At 70.6% G+C, this 24,861-nt stretch carries 22 protein-coding genes and 2 pseudogenes; 14 read left to right on the top strand and 10 right to left on the bottom strand.

The genetic code is table 11. The annotated features are described in order from the left end of the window. Window positions 1–905 precede the first annotated feature (905 nt). On the bottom strand, window positions 906–1,505 hold the full coding sequence (locus tag WME79_RS17615) for a TetR/AcrR family transcriptional regulator (RefSeq protein WP_437537041.1): 600 nt from the start codon (window positions 1,503–1,505) through the stop codon (window positions 906–908). Between the two features lie 129 nt (window positions 1,506–1,634). On the opposite strand from WME79_RS17615, the gene WME79_RS17620 reads away from it, so the two are divergent. The 4 genes and pseudogenes from WME79_RS17620 (at window position 1,635) to WME79_RS17635 (ending at window position 4,734) form a co-directional block, all read left to right on the top strand. Further along, window positions 1,635–2,573 carry a ketopantoate reductase family protein gene (locus WME79_RS17620; protein ID WP_437537044.1) on the top strand — a complete coding sequence of 313 codons (939 nt, stop codon included), beginning with the start codon at window positions 1,635–1,637 and terminating at the stop codon, window positions 2,571–2,573. Window positions 2,574–2,612: 39 nt separating this feature from the next. Continuing rightward, window positions 2,613–3,134: a hypothetical protein gene (locus WME79_RS17625; protein WP_437537047.1), complete on the top strand. Its 522-nt coding sequence runs from the start codon at window positions 2,613–2,615 to the stop codon at window positions 3,132–3,134. 420 nt (window positions 3,135–3,554) lie between these two features. Further along, a pseudogene (locus WME79_RS17630) lies at window positions 3,555–3,824 on the top strand (transposase zinc-binding domain-containing protein); the annotation flags it as partial. Window positions 3,825–4,566: 742 nt separating this feature from the next. Next, on the top strand, window positions 4,567–4,734 hold the full coding sequence (locus WME79_RS17635; protein ID WP_437537050.1) for a hypothetical protein: 168 nt from the start codon (window positions 4,567–4,569) through the stop codon (window positions 4,732–4,734). Between the two features lie 29 nt (window positions 4,735–4,763). Here WME79_RS17635 and WME79_RS17640 read toward each other — a convergent pair whose 3' ends face one another. Then, window positions 4,764–5,597: a helix-turn-helix transcriptional regulator gene (locus WME79_RS17640; RefSeq protein WP_437537053.1), complete on the bottom strand. Its 834-nt coding sequence runs from the start codon at window positions 5,595–5,597 to the stop codon at window positions 4,764–4,766. 128 nt (window positions 5,598–5,725) lie between these two features. Here WME79_RS17640 and WME79_RS17645 point away from each other — a divergent pair, with 128 nt between their 5' ends. After that, window positions 5,726–6,454 carry an SDR family oxidoreductase gene (locus WME79_RS17645; RefSeq protein ID WP_437537056.1) on the top strand — a complete coding sequence of 243 codons (729 nt, stop codon included), beginning with the start codon at window positions 5,726–5,728 and terminating at the stop codon, window positions 6,452–6,454. Between the two features lie 32 nt (window positions 6,455–6,486). Continuing rightward, the gene (locus WME79_RS17650; RefSeq protein ID WP_437537058.1) at window positions 6,487–7,167 is read left to right on the top strand and encodes a dienelactone hydrolase family protein; all 681 of its coding nucleotides are present in this window, start codon (window positions 6,487–6,489) and stop codon (window positions 7,165–7,167) included. 141 nt (window positions 7,168–7,308) lie between these two features. Here the strand turns inward: WME79_RS17650 and WME79_RS17655 are convergent, their stop codons facing one another. From WME79_RS17655 to WME79_RS17665, 3 genes and pseudogenes are all read right to left on the bottom strand, one after another. Beyond that, the gene (locus WME79_RS17655) at window positions 7,309–7,923 is read right to left on the bottom strand and encodes a transposase (protein ID WP_437539862.1); all 615 of its coding nucleotides are present in this window, start codon (window positions 7,921–7,923) and stop codon (window positions 7,309–7,311) included. Window positions 7,924–7,926: 3 nt separating this feature from the next. Continuing rightward, window positions 7,927–8,415 (bottom strand): annotated as a pseudogene (locus WME79_RS17660) (transposase zinc-binding domain-containing protein); the annotation flags it as partial. Between the two features lie 21 nt (window positions 8,416–8,436). Then, the gene (locus WME79_RS17665; protein WP_437537061.1) at window positions 8,437–9,456 is read right to left on the bottom strand and encodes an AraC family transcriptional regulator; all 1,020 of its coding nucleotides are present in this window, start codon (window positions 9,454–9,456) and stop codon (window positions 8,437–8,439) included. Between the two features lie 337 nt (window positions 9,457–9,793). On the opposite strand from WME79_RS17665, the gene WME79_RS17670 reads away from it, so the two are divergent. Then, window positions 9,794–10,330 carry a VOC family protein gene (locus tag WME79_RS17670; RefSeq protein ID WP_437537064.1) on the top strand — a complete coding sequence of 179 codons (537 nt, stop codon included), beginning with the start codon at window positions 9,794–9,796 and terminating at the stop codon, window positions 10,328–10,330. 99 nt (window positions 10,331–10,429) lie between these two features. Here the strand turns inward: WME79_RS17670 and WME79_RS17675 are convergent, their stop codons facing one another. Both WME79_RS17675 and WME79_RS17680 read right to left on the bottom strand, forming a co-directional pair. Beyond that, entirely contained in the window at window positions 10,430–11,644 is a 1,215-nt protein-coding gene (locus WME79_RS17675) for a hypothetical protein (protein WP_437537067.1), read from the bottom strand. Between the two features lie 143 nt (window positions 11,645–11,787). Beyond that, window positions 11,788–12,393 (bottom strand): polysaccharide biosynthesis/export family protein, encoded by a 606-nt coding sequence (locus WME79_RS17680; RefSeq protein WP_437537069.1) that lies wholly within the window; start codon window positions 12,391–12,393, stop codon window positions 11,788–11,790. A gap of 258 nt (window positions 12,394–12,651) precedes the next feature. Between WME79_RS17680 and WME79_RS17685 the strand changes: the two genes are divergently transcribed. From WME79_RS17685 to WME79_RS17700, 4 genes are all read left to right on the top strand, one after another. Continuing rightward, entirely contained in the window at window positions 12,652–14,181 is a 1,530-nt protein-coding gene (locus WME79_RS17685; protein ID WP_437537071.1) for an O-antigen ligase family protein, read from the top strand. Window positions 14,182–14,271: 90 nt separating this feature from the next. Then, window positions 14,272–15,201, top strand: coding sequence for a Uma2 family endonuclease (locus WME79_RS17690; RefSeq protein ID WP_437537074.1), 930 nt, complete (start codon window positions 14,272–14,274; stop codon window positions 15,199–15,201). Between the two features lie 56 nt (window positions 15,202–15,257). Continuing rightward, the gene (locus WME79_RS17695) at window positions 15,258–16,391 is read left to right on the top strand and encodes a UTP--glucose-1-phosphate uridylyltransferase (RefSeq protein WP_437537077.1); all 1,134 of its coding nucleotides are present in this window, start codon (window positions 15,258–15,260) and stop codon (window positions 16,389–16,391) included. Between the two features lie 131 nt (window positions 16,392–16,522). Then, a complete protein-coding gene (locus WME79_RS17700; protein ID WP_437537080.1) occupies window positions 16,523–17,053 on the top strand; it encodes a GNAT family N-acetyltransferase in 531 nt (176 codons plus the stop codon). A gap of 17 nt (window positions 17,054–17,070) precedes the next feature. Here the strand turns inward: WME79_RS17700 and WME79_RS17705 are convergent, their stop codons facing one another. Then, entirely contained in the window at window positions 17,071–17,613 is a 543-nt protein-coding gene (locus WME79_RS17705) for a PadR family transcriptional regulator (RefSeq protein WP_437537082.1), read from the bottom strand. Window positions 17,614–18,116: 503 nt separating this feature from the next. Between WME79_RS17705 and WME79_RS17710 the strand changes: the two genes are divergently transcribed. From WME79_RS17710 to WME79_RS17720, 3 genes are all read left to right on the top strand, one after another. Then, entirely contained in the window at window positions 18,117–18,899 is a 783-nt protein-coding gene (locus WME79_RS17710; protein WP_437537085.1) for a class I SAM-dependent methyltransferase, read from the top strand. Between the two features lie 144 nt (window positions 18,900–19,043). After that, window positions 19,044–19,655, top strand: coding sequence for a 30S ribosomal protein S4 (gene rpsD, locus WME79_RS17715; protein WP_437537088.1), 612 nt, complete (start codon window positions 19,044–19,046; stop codon window positions 19,653–19,655). 304 nt (window positions 19,656–19,959) lie between these two features. Continuing rightward, window positions 19,960–22,644 carry an exopolysaccharide transport family protein gene (locus tag WME79_RS17720; RefSeq protein ID WP_437537091.1) on the top strand — a complete coding sequence of 895 codons (2,685 nt, stop codon included), beginning with the start codon at window positions 19,960–19,962 and terminating at the stop codon, window positions 22,642–22,644. Between the two features lie 290 nt (window positions 22,645–22,934). On the opposite strand, the gene WME79_RS17725 is transcribed toward WME79_RS17720, so the two are convergent. Together WME79_RS17725 and WME79_RS17730 are read right to left on the bottom strand one after the other, a co-directional pair. Next, a complete protein-coding gene (locus tag WME79_RS17725; protein ID WP_437537093.1) occupies window positions 22,935–23,363 on the bottom strand; it encodes a VOC family protein in 429 nt (142 codons plus the stop codon). A 111-nt stretch (window positions 23,364–23,474) separates the two neighbouring features. Beyond that, window positions 23,475–24,860, bottom strand: a complete 1,386-nt coding sequence (locus tag WME79_RS17730) for an aldehyde dehydrogenase family protein (RefSeq protein ID WP_437537096.1) — start codon at window positions 24,858–24,860, stop codon at window positions 23,475–23,477. Window position 24,861 lies beyond the last annotated feature (1 nt).

A 24,861-nucleotide genomic window follows, 5' to 3' on the forward strand; every position in this document is an offset into this window, starting at 1 on the left:
CGCCCCCTCCAGGCGCCCCCGGCCCCCTGGAAAGGCGTCGACTGCCGCCGGTGTTAGATGGGTTTACCCGATGGCGCTGGACAGCATTTGGGCCTTGCGGCGCAGAGCCGATCCGTGAGACTTTCCGCGGGGGTAGCTCACAAAAGGCGACGAGCTAGAGAAGTGGTCCGGCGGCTTCGGCTGACCAATCGATTGATAGTTGGGCAGACCCCGGAGCTACGCGATGCAAAGGAAGTCCATTTGGAAGGCATGGCTCGATGCGCGCACACGGGAAGCGGCCGAGCGCGTCTGTTCAAGGATCTCCGAACAACTCGGACTTCAATTGGTCGACCTATCCATTGAACCCTACACAAAAGGCGGCCACGTCGCGTCTTGGACTTGTCCCCATGAACACGATGACCCGCACTCCTTCGTTGTTGACGTAATTGGCAAGGGTCAGCAACTCGCCACCGGCTGGCTTCTCCTTGGCTCCGTCTATGACGAACTTGAGGCGATCGCCTCCATCAGTGGACAGAGTCACATGTCAGTTGCCGGGATCACAATGCTATCGTGGCGCGCGTCGGCACTTGATGGGTAGAACATCGCCTGTCGTTTCTCCGTAAGCCAAGGACCTGCTCCTCTCGTCGTTGCCGTCCTTCGCTCGTGCTCGAGTACCATTGGTGTTACTTCTGCGGATCGCTGCCTTTTCGCGAGCTGGCCGTCCTTCCCCTATGGCAGGTAGGGTCAGGTGACGGACTGGTCCTCCACAGCTTTCGGTACTCCATCCTGCTCTCCCCTCTCGTTCGGCTCCCCGCCTGCGTTGCGCGACATGGCCGCAGCGGAGCCGGACCGGAGTGAGCACGAGGCAGACCAGCCCACCGCCTCGCCGCGGCCGAGATGCCGTCGGCTCGGCGGCTCCGGGGCGGTTACTTGCGCTTCGCGGCCGCCCCGAAGCGCAGTCCGTCAAGGATCAAGTCAATCATGGCACCTGCCTGATCTTCCCACTCCGGTTCATCGTTGATGATGCAGAGCGAGCGCAGCGCCATGACCACGGTCTGGGGCGCCACATCGGCCCGGATACGACCCGTGTTGGCAGCAGCCGCCATCAGGCGCTCGAGCGCCTCCTGCAGCCGCTGGTCGCCATAAGCGTAGCCGATCGAGCTAGCGGACATGATGGCCATCAGGATCTTTCCGAGTCCCACGTTCGCAGCCCGGAGCCTCACCAGGTGGTGCAGGAACGCGGACAACGCCTCGTCGGCCGGGAGCCTGGCCATCAGGTCGGCTGTGGACGCGTACAACGCGTCAATCTCCTGTCGGTACACCGCCTCGATGAGGACTTCCCGGGTCTCGAAGTGCCGGTAGAGCGTCCCCACGCCCACCCCCGCCCGCCTGGCGATCTCCTCGATCCGGATGTCCAGCTCGCCGGCCGTGAACGCCTCGCGCGCGGTAGCGAGCAGCGCTTCCCGGTTTCGGCGGGCATCTGCCCGGAGAGGCTTGCTCGAAGAGGAATCGCCTGACTGCGCCATGAGTCGCACCTTCGGGGCCGCGCGACGTCCGATCGGTCCGAGCGCGGCTTGACAAACGGAATTTGATTCCGAATAGTATCCGGAATCTGGTTCCTCTTATAACACGAACCTCTGCGAGGAGAGCGATCCGTGAAGATTTTGATGTTCGGACGCGGTGTGATCGCGACGTTTTACGGCTGGGCTCTGGAAAAAGCGGGCCACACCGTGGATTTTTACGTCAGGCCGGGTCGGGCGGCGAAGTACGGTCCTGCGGTGCCCCTGAAGTTCTTGGATCTTCGGACCAAGCTCACCGGGGTCCTGGTCGAAGAGACCTGGCAGGTGCGCCTTCGGGAGGACCTTCCGGTCGATCACGACTACGATCTGATCCTGCTCAGCGTTCAGCACTACCACTTTGCCGAGGCCGTCGCCTTCTTGGGGCCGCGGGTCGGGAAGGCCACCGTGCTGGTCTTCACCAATCTCTGGACCGATCCCCAGGCGGCGACCGCTGGCCTGCCCGCTAGCCAGGTGGCTTGGGGTTTCCCCATGGCGGGCGGTGGGTTCGACGAAAAAGGGGTGCTGCGAGGCTCGTTGTTTCCCAGGGTCCAATTCGGCACCTTTGGCACCGATCCCTCCGCGCGGGAGCTGACGGCTCGCGACCTGTTCCGCAAAGCCGGCTTCGGGATCAACGAGCAGCGGGACTTTCGCGGGTGGCTGTGGATCCACTTCGCCCAAAACGCCGGGCTCCATGCCCATGCCTTGCGGGTAGGGTCGCTCCACGGCGTGACGGGCTCGATAAGCCAGCTTCGGCAGGCCGTGCTGAACGTCCACGAGCTCTTGCCTCTGCTGATCGCGCGGGGGGTCAACGCCGAGGCTCACGCCAGCGCCGTTCTCTTCCGAGCACCGCCCTTGCTGGTTGCGCTGGTTCTCAAGCTCATCCTGAAGCTCAGCGCTCCGGCCAGGCTCGTTCTGGAGAGCCACACGAACCCAGAGGAGCTGAGGCTCGTTTGCCGTGACGTGCTGGACGAGGCTCGGCGACTCGGGCTCAGCGTCCCGCGGCTTGAAGCCGCGGCGCCGTATTTCTCGGCGTAGGCTCGTTGGTGGCACGCCAACTTTTCGCGCGGGTGGTTCATGGGTTATCCGCAGCTCGAGTCGCCCGAGGTGGAGGGAGCCGCGCTCGTCGTCCTGCAGCAGAAGCGCGACCCGCGGGACGTGGTGCCCGTGGAGGAGCTGGTCACCTGGTGGGTGGCGAGCGCCGGGCCCGCGTTCGCCATCGATGCGCTGCTCGCGTCGCGCCGCTTCTCGCTCGACGGCGTCGACGGTAGCTTCGCGAACCTCGGCCTCGCCGCCAACAGCACCAGCAACGACGCGGCCACGTTCGAGCAGGGCAAGGCGTTCGGCTGGGCCTGGCTCCAGGAGCACCTCGCCGTCTGCGACGTTCCGAGCTGGGCGGCGGCGCGCGACCGGGCGGCGATGCTGCGCGAGCAGGCTCCGCTGGGGTCGCGGGCGGCGCTGGCGGCGCACGCGGGCCGCGGTCGCGCCGAGCTCGACGCGCTGTTCGTCAAGATGGCCGAGCGCGAGCGGGCGCTCTGCGACGAGCTCGCCCCCACGTTCCCCGAGCCGGCCCGCGCGCTCTTGTCGCGGCGCCGCTAGTGGCGGAAGACGCGCGACGCTACCCGGCCGCGCTCAACACCATCTTCCGCCCGCAGAGCGGAGCGCCCGAGATGTCCACCGCGCGCTCATCTATTCGGCGCGTCCTCGCTCCTCAGCATATGGCCGACGAGCCTCGCGCTCTGCGTTCTCGCGCGCCGACATATCGAGCGCGAGCCGGGTGCTCGGCGAGCGCCTCCGCCGCCGCGGCAGCGAGCGTCGCGGCCCGCCGCCCCGCCATGGCGCCGCCATGGGCGATAGCCCGGCTGGTTGTCGAAATTCGCGGCGAAAACGCGCCCTCACCGCGTGGCGTGCGGCGTGCGGTGTCGGCGCCGTGTGGCCAGCGCGGCTCGCACCACGGGCGTCGTCTACGAGCGCCGTCGTCCCGAGAAGACGACGCTCTACGAGATCGTGCGCGACAACGTGGAGACGCTGTACGGGGCCATCGACGACGGCGCCATCGCCGTCCGGATACCCAAGTACGCGAAGAAGGAGCTCGAAGCCTACCTCGACTGCGGGCTGCTCTGCCGCGGGTTCGCGCGGCTCCGGTGCGAGCGCTGCGAAGAGAGTCGGCTGGTGGCCTTCATCTGTAAAGGACGCGGTTTCTGCCCGTCGTGTCTGGGCCGACGCATGTGTGCCACGGCGGCGAACCTGATCGAGGACGTCCTGCCCGAGGTGGCGCACCGTCCGTGGGTGTTGACGTTTCCGTTTCCGTGGCGGCGCAGGCTCGCGCAGGACGGGGCGTTGTTCGGCGTGCTGACCCGCATCTTCGTCGAGAGCGTGGAGCGGTTCTACGAAGAGCGCGCCGCGCGCCGAGGCGCGTGCGGCGCGGTCAAGAGCGGCGCGGTGACCGTCGTGCAACGCACGTCCGGCGACATGCGGCTCAATCCGCATCTGCACGTGGTCTTCCTCGACGGGGCTTATCACGAAGACGGCACCGAGCTCGTGTGGAACGAACTCGGTCACCTGCGAACGCGCGAGGTCGGTCAGGTCCTAGAGCACGCGAAGCACGACACACCGCTTCCGGACCCGCCTCGTACGCCATCGACCATCGCGATCGCGGCGCCGCCGCCCGCGGCTGCGGACGGGGCGTGTTCGTCTCCGGCAGTCGCTGCCGGCCCGCACGTCGCGATCACGCCATCGGCGCCTCGCGCGGCCGCCGTTGCTTCCGGGGAAGTGGCGATCACCGACTTCGGCATCTCCGTCCGCCACCTCGACAGGCTCCTCGGTGGCCTGCTGCTCGCAACAGCGCCGCGCATCGAATGGGCGAAGCTCATGCGACGCACGTTCGCGATCGGCGTCCTCCGTTGCACTCCTTGTCGATCCCGTTTGCTTTCACTACCCGCCCCCCAGCCTGCTCAACGAGGCTCCCATCTACCTCGCCCTCCACGGCGCGTACGTCGACATCGGCGACCTCCGCGGCGCCCGCGACGCCATGGCCCGCGGGATCGCCCCCTTGCTCCGCCGCCTCAAGAGCCTCGAGGGCACCCCTTATTCGCGGAGCTTCCTGCTCGGGCTGCCTCACAACGCCGCCTTGCTCGCCGCCGCCGAAGGCTACGGCTGCATCCCGCCGGAGATCGACAGGCTGATCCGGCAGGCGTAGGCGAGGCGCGGCGCGTCGAGGAGAAAGAGTCAGCGGGCGGCTCGGGCGTACGCCCCCGGCGTCACCCCCGCGATGCGCTTGAAATGCCGGTGGAGCTGGCTCTGGTCGTAGAGCCCCACGCGCGCAGCGACCTCCGCCTGAGGGACTCCCCGGGCGAGCAGCGCCCCTGCGAGGCCGACGCGCCGGTAGGTCACGTACGCGTGCGGGGGAAGCCCTACCTCCTCGCGGAAGGCACGACAGAGGCGGAACTTGTCGAGTCGCGCGTGGGCGGCGAGCTCGTCGAGCGCGATCGATTCGGTGAACCGCGCATCGAGGAGCTCGCGCGCGCGCGTCACCGCGTGAGCCCACGCGCTGCGCGGACGGGGCGGATCTCGGCGCATGGTGGTGAGCTCGCACAGGGCGGCGAGCGCCTCGGACGACACACCCGCGAGCTCGAGAGGCGTCGCGTCGCCGCGAAGCAGCGAGCGATGCAACGCCGCCAACGGTGCAGCGCGCGGGTCGTGCGCGCAGAGCGCGTTCTCCGTCGGGGGCGACGCGGGAGAGTCCAGCGTCGCGCGCGCCTCGTCGACCATGCGCGCGTCGAAGATCACGACTTGAAACCGCCGCTGGCCTTGGCGGGCGTGCTCTGCGAAGACCTCTCCGGGGACCTTCACGTCGATCGTGCCCGGGCCGCTCGACCAGCGCGCGCCTCGAAGCGACCACTCGGAGCGGCCACTGAAGTGGAGCGCGGTGGCGTAGCGGTCCGTCACGCAGGTGAACAGGGGCCCGTCGCTCCGGAACTGCCCGACGGTGAGGCCGGGGAGCGCAGCCGGGCGTGAGAATGCGATCCGGCTCCGCCCGCGCTGCGCCGCCGAGAGATCCACGCCGAGGACGATACCGCGCGGCCCTTCTCGGCGCCAGGGCGTTCTCGGGCTGCTCCCTGCTCCCCAAGCACGCGGGTCGAGCCAAGATCGCCCAATCTCCTCTGGGCGCTCGGTCGTAGATGGAGGGCATGAACGTCCAGCGAACAGCGCTCGTCACGGGCGCGAACAAGGGGATCGGCCTCGAGACCGCCCGCCAGCTCGGCCGCGCGAGCATGACGGTGCTCGTCGGAGCACGCGACGAGGAGCGCGGCGCGCGAGCCGCTGCGGCGCTGCGCCGAGAAGGCATCGACGCGCGCTTCATCGCGCTCGACGTGACGGACGCCGCGAGCGTCGCCGAAGCGCCTCGCACGATCGAGCGCGACCTCGGGCGGCTGGATGTCCTCGTGAACAACGCGGGCATCCTCCTCGGCCGCTCCACGCCGAGCGCGACGCGACTCGACGAGGTGCGCCACGTGTTCGAGGTCAACGTCTTCGCTGCCATCGCCGTGACGAATGCGATGCTCCCGCTGCTCCGACGAGCGTCGCCCGCGGCGCGCATCGTCATGGTGTCGAGCGGGCTCGGCGGGCTCGCGAACCACGGCGACCCAGCGTGGGAGTACGCGTCGTTCAACGCCATCGCGTACCCCGCCTCCAAGGCGGCGCTCAACATGGTGACGGTGCAGTATGCGAAGGAGCTCGCCCCGACAGGCATCAAGGTCAACGCCGCGGACCCCGGTTACACCGCGACCGACCTGAATGGCCACCGCGGCACGCAGACCGTCGAGGAAGGCGCCCGCGCGTCCGTGAGGCTCGCGCTCCTCGACGACGCCGGCCCGACCGGCGGGTTCTTCGACGCGCGCGGCCCCGTGCCCTGGTGAAGAGAAGTGAGTGACGAAAGGAGCAGGACAACATGACGACGATGGTGACGTTTTCGTTGGGGAACGCGGGGCAGATGAAGGGCGCCCTCTCCGAGCCGCCTGGCTCGGGCAAGGTCGGGGGGCTCGTCGTGGTCCACGAGTGGCACGGCCTCAACGAGGTGATGCGAGCGCACTGCCAGCAGTTCGCGCAGGCGGGCTTCCTCGCGCTCGCCCCCGACCTCTATCACGGCAAGCTCGCCGAGAACGACGAGGAGGCGGCGAAGCTGATCGGCGCCTTCGACTTCCAGAAGGCCGTAGGTGAGCTCGGCCACGCGGTCGGCTACCTGCGCTCGCATCCCCGGTGCAACGGGAGAGTCGCGGTCGCGGGCTTCTGCTTGGGTGGCGCGCTCACCCTCGCTGCGGCACGTTACGTGCGGCCGGCCCTGGAGGCGGCGGTCCCGTTCTACGGTCTTCCGCGGATCGCACCGGAGGAGTTCGCCGAGGTGAAGACGCCCATCTGCGGGCACTACGCCAAGGTGGACGACTGGGCGAACCCTTCCGTAGCCGAAGAGATCCAGAAGGCGGCGCGCTCCGGTGGAGGCGCGATGGATCTCTACGTCTACGACGCCGGCCACGCGTTCATGCGCTCGACCGATTCGTCCAAGTTCGAGCCGAAGAGCGCCGCGCTCGCGTGGCAGCGCACGGTCGAGTTCCTCCACACGCACATTGGCTGACGCGTCAGGCGGTGCCGGGCCAGGGCTGCGCCGGGTCGGAGCGGCCGGCACCGGGAAGAGCACGCTCATCATCCCGCGCTCCGGGCCGACGCGTCGCACAGGTCGCACATCACTTGGGGGACCGCCGCTGGTTGGTCCGGCTCAAGGTCCTCCACGGATCTCAGGTCGCCCCGCACTGAGCGCCCCCGGCGGAGTGGATCGCGCGCGGGTGCTTCCGTTCGGGGCTGCGAGGGCAAGTTCAGATGATCGAGGATGCGGCGCACCACCGCTGAGTGGGTGATCGTGGAAAGCACGCGCATCCTCGTGCTCGAAAGGCCGCGCAAGATACGCTCCACCTGCGAGTGCGAGCTGGGTACACGCATCGAGCGCGGAGGGCTCGATGGTCTCGTTGCTGCGCTCCTCGGCCGCGCGCTCGTCGATGTAGCCGCGGCGCCGTAGCCAAAGAAGCGCACGCTCGCGCACCCGTCGCGCCACCTCGCTGACATCGTCCTTTGGAGGCGGCGGCGCATCGTGGAAGCGCACGCCCATGGCGGTCTTCTCGAAAACGCCGTCGATTGCCAGCGTGTGAAAATGGACGTGAACGTTCAAGCTCGAGCCGAATCTCTGAGGGAACCCGACCGAGCCCGTCCGTGCGCCGGCGATGCTCGCGAGCCGCGTGGTCACGCGGGCGCTCTCCTCCGCGAAGATGCGCTCCATCGCCGCGAGGACGTCGGACCTTTTGGCCGCAAGCGCACGCAGCTCAAACGGAAGCGACATGACGCACTGCCTGACGGGCACGTTGGGCAAGATACGATCGACGAGCGTCGCCGCCTCATTGGACATCCGGCGCGAGGCGCAGCTGGGGCGGGGGCCGCGGAGCTTGCATGAGAAGGCGACGAGCACATCGTGACCGCAGCCATCGCAGTGACATCGGACGAAACCTCGCGCGAGATCGCCACAGTCGAGGTAGTCATCGAAGGCGGCGACAACGTACTTCGGGAGCGGGGCCGCGTACGTGCGCGACGTAGGTCGCGAGGTGCTCCTGAACAAGGCCATACAACACGGTCTGATGCGGTTCGCGAGGCGCGTAGGCGTGCGGCGCTGGCCGCGAGGTCCTTGGACGCGCCGACAGCGGCCGAGACTCCGCTTGGGTGAGCATCCCGGTGGCTGCGAGCGAAACACGGGCCGCTCGTGCTCCGCGGGGAATTCAACGTTGGGCTGGCAGAGTGTGGGCACGCAGGCACGATCCCGAAACAGGCGGCAGCGCATCGAGGGGCCCGACACACGCAGCTACCGGACGCGGGCGCGCCGGTACTCTCCCGGCGTCGTGCCCGTCCAGCGACGGAAGCTGCGGTAGAAATGGCGCGGCTCGCCATAGCCGAGCAGGAACGCGATCTCCTGGAGCGCGAGGTCGGGCCGGTGGACGAGATCGAGCGCCTTCTCCCGCCGGGCCTCGTCGAGCTGCGCCGTGAACGACGTGCCGATGTCCTTGAGCGCGCGCTGGAGCGACCGCGTGCTCATGCCCAGAGAGCGCGCGATCCCCTCCTGGTCCACGTCGCCGTGGTCGAGCCGCTCGTCGATGCGGGCGCGCACGCGCGCGTCGAGCGTCGCGGCGCTGGCGGGCGCCGCGCGCGCGGCGAGGAGCTGCTCGGCGTGGCGAACGAGGTAATCGCGGACCGACGGATCCGCGCCGACCAGGGGCGCGTCGAGCAAACGCGCATCGTAGACGAGGCCCGTCGCGCCCGCATCGAAGCGGGCGGGGGCCCCGATCGCCTCCTCGTAGAGCGACGGCGGGTGCCGGCGAGGATGGCGGAACAGCGCCTCGATCGGCCGCGCCGAGCCGCCGAGGTAGAGCGCGATGAAGCGCGCGAGCGTCGCGATCATCATCTCGATCGGCTCGGCCATGGCGACGACGCGCGGCTCGTGCTCGAGCGCGAGCCGGGCGACCCCGCCGTGCTCCTCGAGCGTGATGCGGAGGTACGGGTCCATCAGCCGGCAGAAGCGGCCATAGACGGCGACGCCCTGCCGCACGGTCTCGCTGTGGCGAAGGACGTGCCCCACGATGCCGACGACCGAAACCGGGATGCAGCCTGCATAACGCAGCCCGAGCGGCTCGCCTGGAAGGCGCTGGAGCAGGAGCTCCCACAGCGAGAAGAGCGATGCATACGGCACGAGCTCGTCGGGCGCGGCGAGGACCTCGGGCGCGACGCCGGCCGCTCGGAGGAGATCCTCCTGGGGGACTCCGCACGACGAGGCGAAGGCGATGAGCCCGGCAGGCATGGATGCGAACACGAGATCGCCGTCGGACATGGCGTGCGCCGAGGATAGCGCAGCCGCCCGGGGGCTCAGCGCCGATCCCGCCGAGCTCGATCGCGGCGAGCCCTCCGAGGCCCCCGCCGCCTCGCTGTCCGGGGCCTCTCGAGCGTCCAGGGCAAGGCGCGTCGGGCCGGCATCTTGGTCACGGACGTCCTGTCGCCGGAGTCCGTCACGCGCGATGGGGTGGGGACGCCGGGAGACCCGACGTAACCGATCTAACCGAGGTCACCCCCGCACCTCGTTTCGCGATCGCTCGACCGATCGCACGGAATCCAGCTTGAACGAGCGCTTCGGCTCGTGGCATCCTTGCCATGCACGCAAAGGGGGGACGATGGCGGTGCATCACATCGCGCTGGCGACCAGCGATCTGGTCGCCACACACCGATTTTATACCCGGGCCATGGGGTTCCGTCTCGTGAAGGTCATCGCGGTGCCTTACGAGGGCAGCCGCGCTGGGGGCTGGGCGAGGCACGCCCTGTATCGGACCAGCGAGCCCGATGGTCCGCTGCTGGCATTCTGGGATCTGCACGAAGAGACGGTGCGGGGGCGCTTCAGGACCGATCTCTCGACAGGGCTCGGGCTGCCGGTGTGGATGAACCACCTGGCTTTCAGCGCCCCTACGGGCGAGTTCTACGGTCGGATGCTCGCGCGATGGCTCTCGCACGGCCTGGAGGTGACCGAGAGAGATCGCGAGTTCTGCCGCTCGATCTGCACGATCGATCCCAACGGCATCATGGTCGAGTTCTGCCAGACCCTCCGGCCGTTCTCGGCCGAGGAGATGGCCGACGCGGAGCGCTCGCTCTTCGATCCCATGCCGCCGCTCGAGCTGCCGCGGCCCTCGATTGTGCACCGGTCGCAGGTGGGGTGATGCGCCCCGGCGTGCGACCGAGCCTCCGATGGTGATTGCGCCCCATCATCACGGCACGCGCGGCGCGTGGGACGACGAGAGCGCGTTCTGCGACGTGGCTCAGGGCGCTGCTGGAGGCCCTTCCCGGCAGGGCGCCACCCGATCTGCGCCGCCGAAGAACTCTCCCGCGAGCAGCGACCACGCGCGCGCGTTCTCCGGCGGGCCGCACTTGAACGGCGCCTTTGCGAGCCGCTTGCCGTGGAGCGCCGCGCGCTGCTCGCGGTAGTAGCGGATCGCCAGCTCGGCGGCGTACTCCACCACGCCATTTCCAGGCTGGAACGAGTAATACGTGCCGCCCTTCACGATGGTCTCGTTCGGCGAGTACGGCGTGAGGCAGGCGATCCTCGTCCCGCAGCGCGCGACGATCCCGTCGTAGAGCGGCGAGAGCGCCGCCTGGGACCACCCGCCGTGTGCGCTGTCGTTGAGGTGGAAGAGCTCGTGGAAGAGCGTCTCCCGCACGTCGTCCGCGGAGCGGTGGAGCGAGCCGGAGAGGTTGTACGCGACCGTCCAGCCTGAGGCGTAGGCGGAAGGCGTCCGCGCCCGCACGGACCGGAAGTACTTGAGCGCGAGGGCGCGGTGTCGATAGCGCACGGGCGAGCTGGCCGCGGCCGCGAGATCCGCGACGAAGGCGTCGAAGTCGGCGATCGCGGACACCGCCCACTCGAGGTGGCGGCGCTCGGCGCGCACCGGCAGCTCCGGGACGAGGTGGAGCATGCCGCGGTAACCGCCATCCATCATGTGCTCCCGCTCGAGCCCGGCGACGCTGCCGTTCTGGTCGAAGAGCGCGGTCGCGCTCGCTGCGGCCTGCGGGTCGCCTTGGTAGCGCAGCGCGAGCAGGCAGCGGATGCGCTCGTGCCCCGGGCTGGGCGCGGCCGCCGTCCCGGCGTTCCCGCGCCGGCAGCCGTCGATGGCGTCCCGGTGGGCGGCGGCGTCGTCCGGGAACAGGATCACCTCGGCTTCGTCGGCCGAGATGGCGGGGGCCGGCTCGGTTGGGGCGTGGGAGGGCGCGACGCCTTGCGCGCCCTCTGCCCGCGCTGCCCCCGAGGACGCCGCGCCGGCAGGCCCAGGGGTTCCCGGGCCAGAAGGTGCGCTGGCTGCCGCGAGGACCGGCGTGCCTGGCGGCGCTGCGGCCTTGCCGGCGGGGCCAGGGGGGCCGGGGCTCGCGGGGGCACACGACGCGACGATCACCGGCAACGCGAGGGTCAATACGGCGACGAGCGGCGTGGCCTCGGGGCGCATCCTGCCCAGGATGCCAGAACTTGGTGCGGCGATCATCCAACGATGTCCGTCGGGGCAGGGGAGGACGCCCAGCGAAGCGCAACGGGCCCTCTGCGACGTGAGCGCTACCCACCGGCGCGCGCCGCGGTCGCATGCGGATAAGCCTGCTTCCGGAACGACGTGTCCCCGATGCGGGTCTTCTACGGCACCACCACGGTATCGTTCGTTTGCAGCGGCAGATCCCCGCGGAGATCGCCTTTCCCGACGACCTCATCGAACACGAACGGAATCCTGCGCTCGCCGATCGCGTCGCGCCGGACGATCACCACCTCGTCGGGATCGGCGAAGCGCGTGAATCCGCCCGCGAGGGCGAGCGCCTGGAGCACCGTGATCTGCCCCCTCGGCGTGAACTCGCCAGGACGCGACACCTCGCCCATCACGTAGACCCGGTAGCTGTGGAGCTCTGCCACCTCGACGCTGACGACCGGCTTCTCATGATAGAATTTCGCAGCCTGCGTCGCGATGTCCTCGGCGATGCCCATGACGGTGCGCCCCGACGCCAGGACGTCGCCGACGAGCGGGATCGTGATGAACCCGTCGGGTCGCACCGTGACGCGCTGGCTCAGCGCCTCGTTCTTCCAGGCGCGCACCTCCAGCACGTCCCCGGGGCCGACCGCATACGCGCTCGTCGCGCGGCGCTCCGCATCGAAATCGACCCGCGGGGGGCGCGCGCCGCAGCCCGGGAGCGCCGTGAGGACCGTGAGCGCGGAGCAGAGCAGGGCAATCCGGACACAGCGGGAGCACATGCGGTTTCCAGCCTCCTTGATGCGATGGCGCTCCAGCAAGCGCCGATCCCGCGGCCGCGCTCCGCGCCTGCTCCTCGCGCGCGCACTGGCGCTCTTCCCGCGTGCCGCTCGGACCCGCGGTGCTAGATCCGTCGCGCGGAAGGGGGGAATGCGCGCCGCGCCTCATCGCGCCCGCGCAGGGCGCCTCTGCGCAGCCGCCACGAGGGCGCGGCGCGGGCCGCCTGTGCGCGGCGCGCCACGAGAACGGCGCGCCATACCATGGCAGCGTGGGTCGTGTGCGCGCTGTGCGCGCTCGTCATCATCAAGCCGCAGGAGTTCATCCCCGCGCTCTCGGGGATTCCGCTCGTGCACGCGGCGTTCGGGATCACCCTGCTCTGCGTCGCCCTCGACGTCGTGTGGCGGCGGCTCAAGCCGACGCTCGCGCCTCAGGTCGTCTATGCGCTCGCGTTCCTCGCCTGGGCGGCGCTGACCACCGCGCTGAAGCGCCCGGCCGTGCTCGAGGAGCGCGGCATGCAACTCGCGACCGTCGCGGGCATCTTCGTCGCCATCGCCGTCGCTGCCGCCTCGCCGCGAGGGCTGCGCGCGCTCGCGATCACGCTCGTCGGCTGCGCCGTCCTCACCACCGTGGTCGCGGTCGTGCAGGCGTTCCAGCCCCACAGCTGCATGATCGCCGCGCCCGATGACTGGGAAGGCAAGGGCGAGCTCGAGCCGGATGGACGCCCCTGCGAGACCAACCTCGACTGCCGCATCGAGGCGCCCGTGCCCGACGGCAACTACCGGTGCGAGCGCCCCGGGCCGCTCGGCACGTCGACCATCGACGGCCGCGTCCGCTATCGCGGCTCGCTCGCCGATCCCAACGAGCTCTCGCTGATGGCTGGCATGTCGATCCCGCTCGCGATCGCGCTCGCCGAGCGGCGCTCCAGCCCGCGCCGGCCGCGCAGGTCCGTCCGCGGGGGCCCGCCTCCGTCGGCCGGCGCGCCGCCCGGCGGCGCTGCGCCAGGGCCCGCGCGGTCCGCCGGGGCGCGCCGAGCGTTGACGCTGCCCGTCCTGCTCACGGATCGGCTGATCTTGCGCGTTTCCGGGGCGCTCCGCGCGCTCCCCGTGACGGCTGTCATCGCGGCGATCGGCGCGATGGTCGTCCTGTCGCGCTCGCGCTCGGGCGTCATCGTGTACCTGGCGGTCCTCGGCATCAGCTTCATCCGGCGGAGCGGGACCCTCGGCGTCATCGCCGCCTGCTTCATCGGGCCACCCATGCTCCTGCTCGGCGGCCGGAGCGGCGATGAGGCGAGCGAGAGCTCGGACGAGCGCGTCGAGCTGCTCCGGGAAGCGTTCGAGCTGATCCGCCGGACCAAGGGGATCGGCGTCGGCGCAGGGCAGTTCGGCGACGAGTCGTCGCTCGGCTTGACCGCCCACAACTCCTATCTCCTCGCCGCGGCCGAGACGGGCCTGCTCGGGATGTGCCTGTTCGCGCTCGTCCTGTACGCGTCGATCAAGGTGCCGCTGTCGATCTGGCTGGGAGACGTCGATGTCGGCCCCACGGCGAGGCGGTTCGCGCCGGCGATCTTCGTGAGCCTGTGCGGCGCGCTGATCGGCATCTTCTTCCTCTCGTGGGCCTACAAGGACATCCTCTACATGGTGCTCGGCGCCTCCGCCGCGCTCTACGGGGCCGCGCGGGCCGAGGACAGCCGCGTCGTGGTGCGCGTGTCCGGGAGGGAGGTCGCGCTCGTGTGCGGCGGCATGGTCGTGGTGCTCGTGCTGCTCAACCTCCTGCTCCGGTTCCTCCGGTGAGCGCGACCGCGAGCGCCGGGTGCTCCGGGACGACGGCGGCGCGGCCTCGCAGACCGTCTGACGGGAGCGCCCGGTGGTATGCTCGGCGGGATGTCGGCTCTCATCGGCAAATCTGTGGACCCCGCCGCTGCGCCGATCCCGGCCGAGGCGCCGCGCGCCCCGACGGAGGCCCAGTGGGCCGCGATGTCGCCCGCTCAGCGCCATCAGGCGATCGCGGCGCTCGTCGACTCCGTGTCCCAGGAGGAGATCGACGAGCGCCTGGCGATGGCCGAAGGGGACCCGCACTTCGACGCCAAGGTGGAAGCCCGCGACACGCTCCGCGCCTGGTTCGGCCGGCGAGGGCGGCGCATTTACGTGGGCGCCGACATGAAGGCCCACTATCCGGGCGAGAAGGGCTTCACGCCCGACGTGATCGCGGTGACCGATGTCGATCCCGGCCCGCGCCTCTGCTGGATGGTCAGCGCCGAGGGCAAGGGGATCGACCTCGCGATCGAGGTGCACTACGCCGACAACTGGCGCAAGGACTTCGTCGACAACGTCGCACGCTACGCGACCCTCGGGATCCGTGAGTACTTCATCTACGACATCCCGCGCGGGCACCTCAAAGGTCACCGGTTACCGCCCACCGGCGAGCGGCGCTACGAGAGCATCCCCTCACGCGCCGGGCGGTACCGATCGGAGGTCCTCGATCTGGATCTGGCGGTGGAGGCGGGGCGTCTCCGCTTTTATGCGGACACCGCCGAGCTGGTCACCGCCAGCGAACTGGTGGGCAAGCTGGAGGGGATGATCGAGGCCGCCGAGGCCCGGATCGAGCAGGAGCAGGCGCGGGCGGAGCAGGCGGTGGGGCAGCTGTCTGCAGCGATCCTGATGCTGCTGAACGCGCGCGGCGTCCCGGCGAGCGAGGAGGCGCGGGGCCGGATCCTCGGCGAGACGGACGTGGACGTCCTGGGATGCTGGCTCCAGCGCGCGGCGACCGCGGCGGCGGCGGAGGAGCTGTTCCGGGAGTCGGCCGACCGTTAGAGCGGTCGCACGACGCCGTTGCCTCGCGCATCGCGTCGTGTTGTTTTGAGGACACCGTGCCTTCCCTCGCCGAGCAGATCGCCGCGCTCCCTGGCCCTCTCCTCGCTCGCCTCCGGGCTCGCGGGTTCGACCCCGATCGCATCGCCCGATGGGCCGCATCCATCGGCAAGGACCGGGACGCCCGCAACCGCCTCCAGGGCACGGTCGAGCCGCCCGCGCCCGGCGATATCGCCGACCTGCCCGCCGAGGGCACGCCCGAGCACGCCCGCTGCCGCGAGGCGGGCCTGGCCGCGCTGCGCCGGGGCGAGGTCGCCCTCTGCGTCCTCGCCGGCGGGATGGCCACCCGGATGGGCGGCGTGGTCAAGGCGCTCGTCGAGGTGCTGCCCGGTCGGACCTTCCTCGATCTGCGCCTCGCCGAGAGCGATCACCTCCGGCGCACGACGGGGGTCCCGGTCCCGCTGTGGCTGATGACCAGCGAGGCGACGAACGGACCGATCCGCGAGGCGCTCGGCCCGCGCCTCGACGAGCCGGGCGATCTCTGCGCCACGTTCGAGCAGCACGTCTCCCTGCGCCTGACCCCGGAAGGCGGGCTGTTCCTGGACGATGCGGGCGAGCCGAGCGTCTACGCCACCGGCCACGGCGATCTCCCGGATGCCCTCCGCGAGAGCGGCATCCTCGGTCGCTTCATCGCCCGCGGCGGGAAGATCGTCTGGATCGCCAACCTCGACAACCTCGGCGCGACCGTCGATCCGGTCCTCCTCGGCTGGCACCTCGGCCACGGCGGGCCCCTCTCCGTCGAGGTGGTCGACAAGGGCGGCGACAAGGGGGGCGGGCCGCTGCGGTGGAACGGCCGACCTGTGATGGCAGAGGACTTCCGGCTGCCGATCGGGTTCGACCCGAAGGTCGTGCCCGTCTTCAACACCAACACCTTCCTGGCGAGCGCCGAGGCGCTCAACGCGCTCGCGTTGGACTGGATCTATGTGGAGGTCGAGAAGAAGGTGGACGACCGCAAGGCGATCCAGTTCGAGCGCATCCTGAACGAGGTCACGTTCGGCCTGCCGGCCCGGTTCGTTCGCGTCCCGCGCCAGGGCCTCGCGGCCCGGTTCCTTCCCGTCAAGGACGTCGAGGAGCTGGAGCGGCGGAGACCGGCGATCGAGGCGATCGCGCGCGCGCGCGGCTTCCTCGGCTGAGCCGAGGGGCACAGCCCGCGGCGCGCGGCCGCGAGCGAAGGTGCCTGTCGTCGTGAACCGACGCGCGCGACGAGGCGCTGCGCGTCGCCGAGGAGCGCCTGAGCGCGCGCTGGCGGACGGGAGGATCGGATATGGCAGATGCGCACACTGTCTCTCTGGACGCGGCGACGCCAGCGGATGCCGTGATCCTGTCCAACCTTCTCGAGCTGTACATTCACGATCTCAGCGATGTGTTCCCCTCCATCGAGCTGGGGCAGGACGGGCGCTTCGGCTACCCCAAGCTCCCTCTCTACTGGTCGGAGCGGGAGCGGCGGTTCGCGTTCCTCATTCGATGTGGCGGGCGCGTCGCTGGGTTTGTCCTGGCGATGCGCGGTTCGCCGGCGGTGGAGGACCCGGACACCCTCGATGTCGCCGAGTTCTTCGTCCTTCGCCGCTACCGCCGCTCTGGCGTGGGCCGCCAGGCGGCGTGCCTCCTATGGAACGGTCTTCCCGGGAAGTGGACCGTGCGCGTCGCCGAGGGGAACCGGGGCGCTCTGCCGTTCTGGCGCGGCGTCGTCGCGGAGTTCACGAGCGGCGCTGTGACGGAGCTCGTGCGTCCTGGCCAGCCGAACGCCTGGCGGGTGTTCTGCTTCGAGAGCGTGCCTGAGCGCGCCGCGCCCTGATTCCACGGCGGCGCGGATCACGGGCGCCGGCCGGCGCGCCCCTCCGGATCTTCGCCGAGCAGCTCCTCGATCTCGGCCGCGGCCTTGTCGAGCACCTTCACGGTGCGCGCGAGCACGGCCGGCGTGATGCGCCCCCGGCGCATCGCGTGGCGCAGCATCTTCATGAGCGAGCCGATGCGCTTCATGACGTCGCCGAAATCCTCGGCGAAGCGCTCCCATGAGGTCTCGACGAAGCGCTCGTAGAACTCGTCGACGTACTCGCGGTTCGCCTTGAGGTCCTCGCGCCCCGCGTCGGTGATCTCGTAGATCTTGCGCCCCTCGGCCTCGATGACGCGCGCGTGGCCGAGCTCTTCGAGCATCTGCAGCGTCGGATAGATGACGCCGGGGCTCGGCCGGTAGGTGTCGCCGCTGCGCTGCTCGATCGCCTGGATGACCTCGTAGCCATGGCGAGCTCGCTCGGCGAGCACGTCGAGGACGAGGTAGCGCACGCCGCCGCGATCGGCGCGGAGCGGCGGCCCTCCAAACCAGTCGCCCCACCAGCCCGGCGGGCCGCCACCCATGCCGTGCCGACCCCTCCCGAACGGACCCCCCCTCGGCCCTCGCGGGCCTGCGCAGTGATGATGCTCAACTCCCCAAAACATAGACAAAATCCCTCTCTGGCTCGGCGGCGGACCGCCACGGCGGCGAGCACTCAGCTGCCGCGCGCGCGTGCGCAGACCACCCCGGCTCCGCGGCCCGGCGGCCCTGTGGCGGCCAGGTCGATATTCTAAAAGATATATCTAAAAGATAGCTCTCGACCGATGGCCGTCAAGAGGCGGGGCGGATGACCGCAGGCTCGTGCGCCGGGCAGGGCCGCAGAACGCAGCGACGGGGGAGGCGCCGAGGGCAACCTGGGTGGGGTCGCCGCAGCGCAACCTGGGTGAGGTCGCGCAACCTGGGTGGGGCCGCAGCTCAACCTGGGTGAGGTCGCGCAACCTGGGTGGGTCGCCGCAGCTCAACCTGGGTGAGGGCGCGGCCGTTCGCTGCTTGACACAGGACGCACGTCCCTGTAACGAAAGTGAAAATGATTTTCAGTATCGACGCTGCCCCTTCGTTTGCTCGACGCGAGCTCGCGGGTGTCGCCGCGTGCGCGTACGCCTCCGACGCGTTTCCTGACCTCGGGCTCCACGATGAGGAAGCGCGCCAGCTCGCCCGCGTGCTCGAGGTCGAGCGCGCCGGCTTCACGGAACAGGAGCTCCGCCCCCTCGCGACCCGCACGCGGCTGGTCGACGACGTCGTGGACGACTTCTTCCGCCGTCACCCGGACGGGCTGGCCATCGGGCTCTTCTCCGGGCCGTGCACCCGGTTCTCGCGCGTCGACAACGGGCAGCTCCACTGGATCGACATCGACGTTCCCCGCGTGGTCGCGTGGAAGTTCCGGCGCGCCCCGCAGACGGCGCGGTATGCGCTGGCCACGGCGTCCCCCGGCTGCGATCACTGGATCGATCAGCTCGCCGATACGCAGGACTGGCCCACGTTGATCCTCGGCCTCGGCCTCTTCTCCCATCTCGGCCCCGAGCGGATCGGCGCCTTCTTGACCCAGGTCTCCCTGCGCCTCGCCAAGGACGTGGAGCTTCTGCTCGACGCGAGCCCGTGCCTCCAGCTCCGTCCCACCACGGCGAGGGGCGCGCGTCACGTCGAGCTCCACCGAGAGGGAGGCGTCGTCGAGACGTTTCCATGGCTGCGCGTCCTGGGCGATAGCGACTATCCCGAGCCGCTCGGCGCCCGCATCCGGACCACGAATGGACTCGCACGCTTCTTCCGTAAAGCGCAGTTCCCGATCCTCCGCCACCTCCGGCGCGTGTGAGCCCTCGATAACAAGCAATCGCAAGACCCATGAACAAGGACAGAGAAGCTCGATGAACATCCAGGACTACGTTGACGCACCGGCGCCCTTGGGCGCCGCGCTCCACCATCGCGACGCGCGCGCGTCCCTGGGGAGGGCCCGGGCATGAGCCGCTACACCGGACCTCGCGTCAAGGTCATGCGCGCGCTCGGGGTCGAGCTCCCCGGGCTGTCGGCCAAGAAGACGGAGCGGAGGCCTTACCCCCCCGGGCAGCACGGACAGGCCCGCAAGAAGCTCAGCGAGTTCGCCCTGCGGCTCCGCGAGAAGCAGAAGGTCAGGCTCAACTATGGCCTCACCGACACGCAGCTGAAGACGCTCATGCTCGAGGCGCGCAGGAGCGACCTGGCCGCCGGGACGAAGCTCATCGAGCTGCTCGAGCGGCGGCTCGACAACGTCATCTTCCGCGCGGGCTTCGCGCGCACCATCCCGGCCGCGCGGCAGCTGGTGGCGCACGGGCACGTGCTCATCAACGGAAAGCGCGTCGATATCCCGTCCTACCGCGTCAGCGCCGGAGAGACGGTGAGCGTGAGCGAGAAGCGCCGTGACCACCGGACCGTCGTGGAGGGCCTCGCGAGGACGGACATGGAAGCCCCCACGTGGCTCGCTGTCGACAAGGACACCCGGCAGGTGCGGGTGTCCGCGCTGCCGGACGAGACGAGCATCCCGTTCCCCATCGCGGTTCAGCTCATCATCGAGTACTACTCGCAGCGGCTGTGACGAGGAGCAGGGCTCGCCGCGCTGGCGAGCCCGCCTTCCCCGAAGCGGGGCGGGGGCGACGAGCGCCCGCCTCTCCGGGAGCGTCCACGCAGCGAGCCGCGCTCACCGGACTCGGAATGTCCATGGCGTCCGTCGTCATCGGCCCTCTCTCACGCGGTCAGCGTGCGTGGTGGCGTCGAGCCGTGTGCGTCCCGGGGTGACGCGCCCGTGAGCACGCGCCTTGCCGTGCGGGGGCGGAGCGCCGCCGCGCGCGCCCTCCGCGGCGCGCGGCGCCGGACGCGCTGCCCGCGGGGCGAGGAACACCATGGCCAGCCTGAGCACGGAGAGCACACCCCGGGAGCGCCTGGATCGCGCGATAAGCGTCCTCGGCCGGGTCCGGATGTACTGGCGCGGAGCGGCCGCGATGATGGCCGTCGGACTCGCGATCTCCTTCGCCCTGGCGCTCGCCACGAAGCGGGTGTGGCGGAGCGAGGCCACGATCCTCTACCGCGACACCATCCAGACTGGCCGTGATCCCCAGAGCAGCACCGCGCGCGCGGCGCGCCTCGGGTCGAAGCTCAAGGACGCGCTCACGGCGCGCGGGACGCTCGCCGGCGTCGTCGAAGCGTTCGGGCTCTACCCGGAGAAGACCGCCCGCTCGATGGTCGAGGCCGTCGAGGAGATGAAGACCCACGTCGGCTTCCGCGCGCAGAGCAGCGATACGTACGTCGTCTCGTTCACCCACGACGATCCGCACGTGGCGCAGCAGGTCGCCGCCCGCCTCACGCAGATCCTGCTCGACGACTACCGCCGCGACAGCCTCGGCACGGCGACGATGACCCGCGATTTCTTGCGGAAGGAGCTCGCCGAGGCCAGCTCCAAGGTCGACGCGGCGAGCCGCGCGCTGGCGACGTTCCTCGCCAGGAACCCGCAGTTCCAGTGGGGGCTCAACGACTCTCCGTATGCACCGACGCCCCAGCCGCTCGGCTCGCCCGGCGCCCCCACGCCCGTGGCTGGAGCGCGCTCCGTGCCAGCGCAGCCTGCCCGCCCGGTCGACCCGCAGCTCGCAGCGCTCGAGCGCCAGCTCGCCCGGGTCGAGGCGCTGCTCGGGGCCGCGCGGTCGCCAGCGGTAGCACCCGGGCAGCCGCTGCCCCAGAGCGTCGTCGAGGCGCAGCGGGCCCGTACCGCCGCCGCCGCCGCGGTCGCGGCAGCCGAGGCGGCGCTCGCCGAGAAGCTCACGACCGTGACCCCGATCCACCCGGACGCCGTCGCCGCGAAGCGCCGCGTCGACGCGGCGAAGAGCCAGCTCACCGCGGCCGAGAGCGCGCTCGGGCTCGTGCGCGCGGGCGTCACCGAGGCGCCGGCCGGCGAGGCGCGCGCGCTCACGCCGTCGCGGCGCGCGGCGCTCGCGGCGGAGCGGACCGCGCTCCTCCGGCAGATCGCGGGCCTGCGCGCGCGCGCCGGAGGCGGCAGGGCGTCGACAGGGGGCGAGGCGCCGCGCGCGCCGGCGGAGAGCGCGGCCAGGGCCGACGCGCCGCGCGCGCAGCCATGGGCGGCCGACGGGGGCGCCGAGGAGCGCGTGATCGAGCTCGAGACCGAGTGGCACCGGCTGCGCCTCGATCTCGAGCGGGCGCGCGAGTACCTGAAGACCGTTCAGGCCAACGAGCGGGTCGCGGACCTGTCCGCGGACGCGGCCGAGAACAAGAGCGAGACAGAGCTCGACGTCCTCGACCAGGCCTACCTGCCGAGCCGCCCTGACCGGGGCCGAGGCCGCGTCTTCTTCGCGGGCGCCGTGGTGACGTTCTTCTTCGCGCTCGGCGTCGCCGGGGCCCGGGTGCTGCTCAACGACACCCTCTACGACGGCGGCGACATCCACGCGCTCGGCGGCCCCGCCCTGCTGGCCGCGATGCCGGAGCTCCCGGCGCATCCGCCGCTCCGCGAGCGCACGATCGTGCCGGCGTACTACGCAGAGCCGCCCCGCGGGCCGGGGTACGGCACCGAGCCCGGCGCGGCTGGGCCCGGCACCGAGCCGCCCGGCGGGCCGGGGCATGGCGCAGAGCCACCCGGCGAGCCCGGGCACGGCACGGAGCCACCCGGCGCCCCGGAAGAGGCCGCTCCGGCCGGCGCCGCTCCGGACCCAGAGGACACGCTCCGGGATGGCCTCGATCTCGGCGACTGCGAGGTGGTCGACCGGTCGTCCTGGAGCGCGCCCGAGGCGCCGCTCGCCTGCGTGGGCGTGCGTTCTTTTGCGCGCGCCGGCAGCCCCGCGTTCGACGGGCCCGAGGTGGAGATCATCGGCGCGGACCTCGATCCCGAGGGGCACGGAGTGTACGAGCTGCTCCGGGGCGCGCCCGCGCCCGCGCTCGCGGCGCTCCGGGTCCTCCGGCACCGGCTTGATCAGCGGCGGGCGGGCGAGCCGCTCGCGGTCGCGGTGGTGAGCCCCGGCAGGGCCGAGGGCAAGACCGCGCTCGCGGTCCGCCTCGCGATGACGCTCGCCGAGGCCGAGCGCGCCCGGGTGCTGCTCGTCGACGGCCACCTCACATGCCCCCGCGTCGCGGCGACGCTCGGCCTGCGGCTGCCCGCGCACGCGAGCTTCTCGGAGCAGCTTCGGCGGCGGATGGCGGGCGAGGTCCGCCCGCTCGGCGTCATCGCCGTCAGCCAGTCGCTGTCGGTGCTCGCGGAGCCATCGCTCGAGGCGAGCTACCCCGCGGCGCTCCACTCGGTCCACTTCGAGGCCGCGATGCGCACGCTGCGGCGCTATCACGACTACGTCGTCATCGACGGCCCTCCGGTCCTTGGCTCGGGAGACGCCAACGTCATCGAGGACGCCTCCGACGGCATCGTCCTGGTCGCGCGCGCCTCGCTGACCCGGGCGTCGTCGCTGACGAGGGCCGCCGAGCAGCTCGGCGATCGCCGTATCCTCGGGGTGGTCCTGAACGACGTCGCGCCGAGGCCCGTCGCCAGGAAGCGGATATGCATCGACGGTGCGCCAGCAGGGCAGTCCGTCTAGAGCGACGGTCACCCGCTTCGGATACGGGCCCACCTCGACGTTTTCGGTGCTCAGCGCACCGGAGTGCGCTTGCGCGCCGAAAACGCCGATCTGGGCCCGTCTCCTGTGCGGGAGACCGCCGCTCTGCTCTGCGTGGTGCAGAGGTGGGCGGACACCGCTGTAGAAGCGAGGAGGCGTCGAGAGGGAAGCAGGGAACGAAGCGCGGGAGGAGCAGCGGTGGTGCGCTGGCGCCCGTGCGGATTTCAATCGATTCTGCGTCGATTATTTAACGATCTCGCGACATTTCGCGATCAGAACGTGATCTTTATCGCGTCCGATGACCTGTTCGCCTGGCCGTGGTGGACGACCTCGATGTTGTTCCCATCCGGGTCGAGCACGAACGCTGCGTAGTAGCCGGGGTGGTACGGGCGCTTGCCCGGAGCGCCGTTGTCCTTGCCGCCCGCGGCGACCGCGGCGGCGTGGAACCGATCGACCGTCGCGCGGTCGCTCGCCTGGAAGGCGAGGTGCGCCCGGCCGGTGGTCACGCCGGCCGCGGCCGGCGAGTCCACGCTCGAGATGAAGAGCTCGTCGGCCCAGAAGTAATCGTCGGCCTCGCCTGCGATCGGGATCCCGATCACTTCGAAGACGGCCCGATAGAACTTCTTGCTCGCCGCTAGGTCAGCCACGACGAGCTGAACATGATCGATGAGCCGCCCGCGATAAATTTCTCGTGTTTCCATCGCCTCGGGATACCGCACATCACCCCTGGCGCAAGCGGACTCATTCGAGCTCAGCTGCTCGCGGGCCACGCGCGGCGCGGTGTTGGCACCGCGCGCCGCGCGCCCGGGCCTTCAGCCGATCTTGAAGTTGATCGATTTCGGGCGCGTCAGGTGCAGGAACCCGAGCGTCGAGAGCGTCGCGCCCTTGCCGCTGTTCTTCGCGCCCGTCCACGGGAGCGCCGGATCCAGGGTGTCACACTGGTTCATGAAGACCGTGCCGACGTCGAGCTCGCGCGCGAGCCGCGCCGCGCGCTCGCGGTCGCGCGTCCAGACCGACGCGGTGAGCCCGAGATCGCTGTCGTTCATCAGCGCGAGCGCCTCTTCATCGGATGAGACCGGCACGATGGGCAGCACCGGCCCGAACGACTCGATGCGCATCACGTCGAGATCGGGCGCCGTGTCCACGAGGAGCGTCGGCTCGAAGAAGCGACCGCGGCCGTCGACCTGGATCGCCCGGCCGCCGCAGAGCGCCTTCGCCCCCCGGGAGAGCGCCTGCTTCACCTGCGCCTCCAGGAACGCCGGCGCGTGAGGCTGCGCCATCGGACCCAGGTTCGTCCGCTCGTCGGTCGGATCGCCGAGGACGTAGCGCTTCATCAGCTCCAGCGCGGCCTCCACGAACTTCGGAACCAGGTCGCGGTGAACATACGCGCGCTCGACAGCACAGCAGCTCTGTCCGGCGTTGTAGCAGGCGCCGTCGACGATCCCGTCCACCGCCTTCTCGAGGTCCGCGTCGGCCGCGACGTAGGCGCCGTCCTTCCCGCCGAGCTCCAGGCCCGCGTCGACGGCGACCTTCTTCGATGTGGCCGCATAGATCCGACGTCCGCCTTCGACGGAACCGGTGAAGCCGACGAAGTTGACCCGCGGGTCCGATGCGATGCGCTCGGACGTGGCGTGGTCGCAATGGAAGGCCTGGACGAGGCCGGGCGGCGCGCCGGCCTCGGCGAACGCCGTCGCGAAGTGCTCTCCGCAGAGGGGCGAGCGCGGCGAGTGCTTGAGCAGCACCACATTGCCCGAGAGCACCGCGGGGATGACCACGTTTACGGCGGTGAGGAGCGGATAATTCCAGGCGGGGAGATTGAAGACCACACCGAGCGGAGCGCGCACGATCCGCCGCTCGAGCCCGGGGAGCTCCGGCAGGATCACATCGGCGAGCGCGCCCTCGGCGATCGAGATCATATGCCGGGCTCGCTTGGCCATCCCCGCGACTTCATTGCGGGATTGGCGCAGGGGCTTGCCCATCATGCGGGTGATGTCGGCGGCGATCGACGGGGCGTTGGCCTCGATGTGCTCGACCGCGCGCTGGCACAGGGCGGCGCGCTCGGCGATGGATGTGTGCGAGAAGCGCCGCGCGGCGGCGGTCGCGGTGTCGAGGAGCCGGTCGACGGCGGCCTCGTCTGCAAGAGGCCGGCGGACGGCTTCCTCGAGGGTATAGGGGTTGTCGATCACAAGGTCGGACATG

Origin of the sequence: Sorangium sp. So ce726, assembly GCF_051521405.1 — a bacterium.
Lineage (GTDB): Bacteria > Myxococcota_A > Polyangia > Polyangiales > Polyangiaceae > Sorangium.

What these genes read in the sequence shown, in the direction of transcription:
- WME79_RS17615 (WP_437537041.1), bottom strand. Translation starts at nt 1,505, where the DNA reads ATGGCGCAGTCAGGCGATTCCTCTTCGAGCAAGCCTCTCCGGGCAGAT.
- WME79_RS17625 (WP_437537047.1), top strand. Translation starts at nt 2,613, where the DNA reads ATGGGTTATCCGCAGCTCGAGTCGCCCGAGGTGGAGGGAGCCGCGCTC.
- WME79_RS17635 (WP_437537050.1), top strand. Translation starts at nt 4,567, where the DNA reads ATGGCCCGCGGGATCGCCCCCTTGCTCCGCCGCCTCAAGAGCCTCGAG.
- WME79_RS17645 (WP_437537056.1), top strand. Translation starts at nt 5,726, where the DNA reads ATGAACGTCCAGCGAACAGCGCTCGTCACGGGCGCGAACAAGGGGATC.
- WME79_RS17650 (WP_437537058.1), top strand. Translation starts at nt 6,487, where the DNA reads ATGACGACGATGGTGACGTTTTCGTTGGGGAACGCGGGGCAGATGAAG.
- WME79_RS17655 (WP_437539862.1), bottom strand. Translation starts at nt 7,923, where the DNA reads ATGTCGCTTCCGTTTGAGCTGCGTGCGCTTGCGGCCAAAAGGTCCGAC.
- WME79_RS17665 (WP_437537061.1), bottom strand. Translation starts at nt 9,456, where the DNA reads ATGTCCGACGGCGATCTCGTGTTCGCATCCATGCCTGCCGGGCTCATC.
- WME79_RS17670 (WP_437537064.1), top strand. Translation starts at nt 9,794, where the DNA reads ATGGCGGTGCATCACATCGCGCTGGCGACCAGCGATCTGGTCGCCACA.
- WME79_RS17675 (WP_437537067.1), bottom strand. Translation starts at nt 11,644, where the DNA reads ATGATCGCCGCACCAAGTTCTGGCATCCTGGGCAGGATGCGCCCCGAG.
- WME79_RS17680 (WP_437537069.1), bottom strand. Translation starts at nt 12,393, where the DNA reads ATGTGCTCCCGCTGTGTCCGGATTGCCCTGCTCTGCTCCGCGCTCACG.
- WME79_RS17685 (WP_437537071.1), top strand. Translation starts at nt 12,652, where the DNA reads ATGGCAGCGTGGGTCGTGTGCGCGCTGTGCGCGCTCGTCATCATCAAG.
- WME79_RS17690 (WP_437537074.1), top strand. Translation starts at nt 14,272, where the DNA reads ATGTCGGCTCTCATCGGCAAATCTGTGGACCCCGCCGCTGCGCCGATC.
- WME79_RS17700 (WP_437537080.1), top strand. Translation starts at nt 16,523, where the DNA reads ATGGCAGATGCGCACACTGTCTCTCTGGACGCGGCGACGCCAGCGGAT.
- WME79_RS17705 (WP_437537082.1), bottom strand. Translation starts at nt 17,613, where the DNA reads ATGGGTGGCGGCCCGCCGGGCTGGTGGGGCGACTGGTTTGGAGGGCCG.
- WME79_RS17710 (WP_437537085.1), top strand. Translation starts at nt 18,117, where the DNA reads ATGATTTTCAGTATCGACGCTGCCCCTTCGTTTGCTCGACGCGAGCTC.
- rpsD (WP_437537088.1), top strand. Translation starts at nt 19,044, where the DNA reads ATGAGCCGCTACACCGGACCTCGCGTCAAGGTCATGCGCGCGCTCGGG.
- WME79_RS17720 (WP_437537091.1), top strand. Translation starts at nt 19,960, where the DNA reads ATGGCCAGCCTGAGCACGGAGAGCACACCCCGGGAGCGCCTGGATCGC.
- WME79_RS17725 (WP_437537093.1), bottom strand. Translation starts at nt 23,363, where the DNA reads ATGGAAACACGAGAAATTTATCGCGGGCGGCTCATCGATCATGTTCAG.
- WME79_RS17730 (WP_437537096.1), bottom strand. Translation starts at nt 24,860, where the DNA reads ATGTCCGACCTTGTGATCGACAACCCCTATACCCTCGAGGAAGCCGTC.